Annotated in this window: 5 protein-coding genes; all 5 read right to left on the bottom strand. The window is 68.4% G+C overall.

Features of this window, described 5'->3' with window-relative positions:
• Positions 1-886: histidine phosphatase family protein (locus AC2VOP_RS13770; protein WP_486961488.1), on the bottom strand; the 886-nt coding region annotated here is incomplete at its 3' end.
• 82 nt (positions 887-968) lie between these two features.
• Positions 969-1,682: an enoyl-CoA hydratase gene (locus AC2VOP_RS13775; protein WP_486961489.1), complete on the bottom strand. Its 714-nt coding sequence runs from the start codon at positions 1,680-1,682 to the stop codon at positions 969-971.
• Positions 1,679-2,530 carry an NUDIX hydrolase gene (locus AC2VOP_RS13780; RefSeq protein ID WP_486961490.1) on the bottom strand — a complete coding sequence of 284 codons (852 nt, stop codon included), beginning with the start codon at positions 2,528-2,530 and terminating at the stop codon, positions 1,679-1,681. Before AC2VOP_RS13780 ends, AC2VOP_RS13775 begins: the two co-directional genes overlap by 4 nt.
• Positions 2,527-3,369: an ABC transporter ATP-binding protein gene (locus tag AC2VOP_RS13785; protein WP_486961491.1), complete on the bottom strand. Its 843-nt coding sequence runs from the start codon at positions 3,367-3,369 to the stop codon at positions 2,527-2,529. Before AC2VOP_RS13785 ends, AC2VOP_RS13780 begins: the two co-directional genes overlap by 4 nt.
• A 68-nt stretch (positions 3,370-3,437) precedes the next feature.
• Positions 3,438-4,670 carry a phosphoserine phosphatase SerB gene (gene serB, locus AC2VOP_RS13790; RefSeq protein ID WP_486961492.1) on the bottom strand — a complete coding sequence of 411 codons (1,233 nt, stop codon included), beginning with the start codon at positions 4,668-4,670 and terminating at the stop codon, positions 3,438-3,440.
• Between the last annotated feature and the right edge of the window lie 26 nt (positions 4,671-4,696).

Consider the following 4,696-nt stretch of genomic DNA (forward strand, 5'->3'; position numbering starts at 1 on the left):
CGCGCCAGTCGACAAACAATCCCGTCAGCAAGCCCGGATGCTGCGGGACGTCCGTCCCGTCCCAGCTGATCAGCGTCCAGCCGTCGGTGGGGTTGCCCTGGACCACGACCTGAGCGGTGTTGGGCAACACCGGATCGGCGAGGATCACCGCCAGATCGGGGTTTTTGACGGTCATCAGTGTCCAGGCAAGCATCGCCGCGCCGTGGGAAAAAGCCACGTCGTGCAGTTCACCGTCGGTGGTGGGGCCGCCCGCGTTGTAGATCGTTTGAATCGCGTCGGTGTAGCGGTCCTCGAACGCCATCCCGTTGGGGTTGCTGGCCGAACCCAGCATCGGTACCCACCACTGCCCGAGCAGTGACCAGGAAAGTAGCGGCACAAGGTAGGGAATGCCCCCGAGATATTCCGGTGTGCCGTTGAAAATGCCGGCATTGACCTCGTCGAGCCCGGGCAGGATCTGGCTCGGTTCGAGTAGCGGTGTGGGACCGCTCGGGATGTCGTGATAGTCACTGTTTCCCAGCATCAACTGATCCAACGGCCATGCGGTCTGTTGGGTCCTGAGAAACGCCGACGCGTAGACGCCATCGATGTCGTTGTCGCCGCCGTTGTAGAGGGCCTGCCCGACAGTAATCGCCTGTTGCTCGCCAAGATCGGTGAGCGGAACACCGGGCGGCGCCGTGTTAAGGGGTGCCGTGATGCCCCCCGCGTTTTCGGTCGACTGCCCGTGCCGCACCAGGTCGAGCACCATCTGCTCTTCGCCGGAGGTGAGCTGAACATCGAGGACATGGACCTCGGGGGCGTTCACTGTCACCGGGGTGACGGCGATGGCACCGGCGCCCGCTAGGGCGACGCCGGCGGTGATCCAGGAGCGGGTGGCGCGTTGTTGCATGGGCTCTTCCTCACGATCTCACTGTGACCAGGCCGTACGGATTCGATAGATGTTAGCTGATAAAAGGTTGAAGGGGAACTGCCTACATGAGAAGCTTAGGGAATTCGGTTGTTCGGGTCGGCTCGCCGGTGCTGAACACCCGGTTGATGCCGGCTTTCGCCGCGGCCAGTGCCTGCCGCGGAGCGTCGACGAACCGACCGGCCCAGTTGGCGGCCACGTCGTAGACGTTGTCCGGGGCTACCATGTCGTCGATCAGGCCCAGCGCCCGTGCCTCCTCGGCGTCGACGAACCGCCCGCTGTACACCAGTTCCTTGGCCCGACTCACCCCTATGGTGTGGGCCAGCCGCTTAAGCCCGCCGCCATCGGGGACGAGGCCGGCCAGGATCTCGGTGGCGCCGAGTTTGGCGTTGTCGCCGCTGACCCGCCAGTCGGCGGCCAACGCCAACGTCAGTCCGCTGCCCAGCGCGTAGCCGGTGATCGCGGCCACCGTCGGCTTCGGGATCGAGGCCACGGCCTCGACCGCGTCGCGACGGACCCGAGCTGCCGCCTCGGCCTCCGACGTCGTCAGGGTGCGCAGTTCCGGCATATCGTCACCGACGCAGAAGATTTCGTGACCACCGAACAGGACCACCGCGGCGATATCGTCGCGCCGCGACACCTCGGCCGCCGCCGCGGCGATCTCCCGAAAGGCCTGCCGGGTCAGCGCGTTGCTGGGCGGGCGCGACAGCACCAGGGTCGCGAGTTGGTCGCCGACGGAGCTGGCCGAGTTGGTCAAGACGCTGACGAACTCCCTCACACCCACCACCTGCCGCCGGCCTGTTGGTAACGGTCGGAGTCGAAGAACTCGACCTCGAAGTTGTCACCGTCGCCGGTGACATCCGCTCGCACTGCGGTGATCCGGCGTTCCACCGCCAGCACCTCGGCGACAGCGCGGCCAGCCAGCGAGTCCAGCTGCGTCCAGGTGGGTGGCAACAACAAGGTGCGGCCCGCCGCGAAGTCCTCAAGGGCGGCCTCCGGCGTGGTCCAGCCGGCAAGGTCGGATTCGGAGTTCTGCCCGTCGGCACGCTGGCCGGCCGGCAACGCTGCGACGAAGAAGTAGGTGTCGTAGCGGCGGGTGCGCTCCGCTTCCGGAGTCACCCAATTCGCCCACGGCCGCAGCAGGTCGGCACGCAGCGCCAGCTTCTCCCGGTGCAGAAAAGCCGCGAACGACAGCTCGCCGGCCGACAGCGCGCGGCGCGAATCGGAGTACGCCGAGGCATCGGCCACGATGGTGTGCGGGTCGTCGGCCGGCCCGGCGAAGAGCACCCCGGACTCCTCAAAGGTTTCCCGGACGGCGGTACACACCAGCGCCTCGGCCAGGCCGGCGTCGATGCCGAATCGCTGCGCCCACCACGACGGCTCCGGGCCCGACCAGGCGGTCACCGGGTTCCGGTCGCGGTCGTCGACCCCTCCGCCGGGAAACACCATCACCCCTGGGGCGAAGTGCATTCCGGAGTGCCGCCGCATCAGGAACACCGAGATGCCGTGGGCATCATGGGCACTGTGGGCACTGTGGGCGCTGTGGGCACTGTCGCGAACCAACACGACCGTCGCAGCCGGCCTTGGTATCAGGGGGGCTGTCAGCGGCTCCCCTCTGGCGCTCATGCCCGCCTCCGGTGGGCCGCGCGGATGCGGGTTCTGCGGGCGAAGTAACGCCCGTCGATGGCGTCCAGGGTGATCGACTGGCCGAAAGCCGCCGACAGGTTGTCGCCGGTCAGCACGTCGGGCAGCAGACCGGCGGCGACAACCCGGCCCTCCGACAGCAGGAGGCCGTGGGAGAAGCCCAGCGGGATCTCCTCGACATGATGGGTGACCAGCACGATCGCCGGCGCGTCCGGGTCGGCGGCCAAGTCGGCCAGCCGCGCTACCAGATCCTCTCGACCGCCGAGGTCGAGGCCGGCGGCCGGTTCGTCGAGGAGCAGCAACTCCGGGTCGGTCATCAGCGCGCGGGCGATCAGCACTCGTTTGCGCTCGCCTTCGGAGAGAGTGCCGTAACGGCGGTCGGCCAGGTGCTCGGCGCCCAGGCTCTCCAGCATGTCGAGCGCCCGATCGTGGTCGACGTCGTCGTAACGCTCCCGCCAGCGGCCCAGCACCGCGTAGCCGGCGGAGATGACCAGATCACCGACGGTTTCGTTGTCGGGCACCCGCTGCGCCAGCGCCGCAGAGCTCAAGCCGACCCGGGCACGCAGCTCGACGGTGTCGACCCGGCCCAGCTGCTCACCGAGCACACGAGCGCTGCCCTTCGACGGGTGCTCGGTCGCAGCGGCGATCCGCAACAGCGACGTCTTGCCGGCCCCGTTGGGTCCGATGATCACCCAGCGTTCGTCGAGTTCGACCGCCCAGTCCACCGGACCCACCAGCACCCGGCCGTCACGGTGCAGTGAAACACCTTTGAAGTCGATCAGCAGATCGGGGTTGGCTGCGCCGCTTCCGGTTTCGGGCACCCAACCATGGTGCCGTATCGAGATGCCGCGGCACCCCCCGGGTCTTCCGACCGCGGGTCGACTCGCCGCTACTCCGGCGGAATCTCCACCCGGCGCAGCACCCCGTCGACGGCGTCGGCGGCTTCGATCTCGCCGCGGGTGACGCCCAGCAGGAACAGCACGGTGTCGAGGTAGGGGTAGCTCAACGACGCGTCGGCCACCTCCCGCAGCGCCGGTTTGGCGTTGAACGCCACCCCCAGCCCGGCCGCGGCCAGCATGTCGATGTCGTTGGCGCCGTCGCCGACGGCGACAGTCTGCTCCATCGGCACCCCGGTCTGGCGGGCGAAGTCCCGCAGCGCCTCGGCCTTGGCAGCCCGATCGATGATCGGACCGATCACTCGGCCGGTGAGTTTGCCGTCGACGATCTCCAGGTCGTTGGCGGCGACGAAATCCAGCTTCAGCTCGTCCGCCAGCGGCGCGATGACCCGCCGGAAGCCGCCGGACACGGCGCCGCAGTGAAAGCCCAACCGCTGCAACGTGCGCAGCGTGGTGCGGGCCCCGGGGGTCAGCTGCAGCTGCCCGGCCACCTCGTCGAGCACCTCGGCGGGCAGACCCGCAAGGGTTGCGACCCGCCGGTGCAGTGAAGCGGCAAAGTCCAGCTCGCCGCGCATCGCGGCTTCGGTGATGGCCGCGACCGCGTCCTGCGCTCCGGCACGGGCGGCCAGCATCTCGATCACCTCACCTTGGACCAGGGTGGAGTCGACGTCGAACACAATCAATCGCTTGGCGCGCCGCGCCAGGCTGGAGTCCTCCAGCGCTACGTCGACACCCTGCTCGGCGGCCACCCGGCTCAACGCGATCTGTAATTGACCGGCGGCGCCCCGGGGTACTGTCACCCGCAGTTCCAGCCCGGTGACCGGGTAGTCGGAGACGCCCCGGATCACGTCGATGTTGACGCCGATCTCGGCGAGCTCCCGGGCCAGCACAGCGAACGCCGCAGCGGTGATCGGTCTGCCGAGCACCACGATGGTGTGAGTCGGCGGTTCTCGGATGGTCGGCACGTCGTCGCTGCGTTCGATGGTGACGTCCAGGCCGACCCGGTGGACGGCTGCCGTGACGTCGTCACGAAACACGGTTCCGTCGGCCACCGCCGCCACCGCGGCCACCAGCACGCCCAACGTCAGCCGGCCCCGAATCACCACCTGTTCGACGTTGAGCAGCTCAACCTGATGCCGGGACAGCACTTCGAAGAGCGCCGACGTCACGCCTGGCTGATCGACGCCGGTGACGGTGATCAACACCGGCACCTTGGCCGTACTCAGGTTGACGACACCCCGGCCAACTCGTC

This window comes from Mycobacterium sp. TH-M106 (assembly GCF_057473765.1).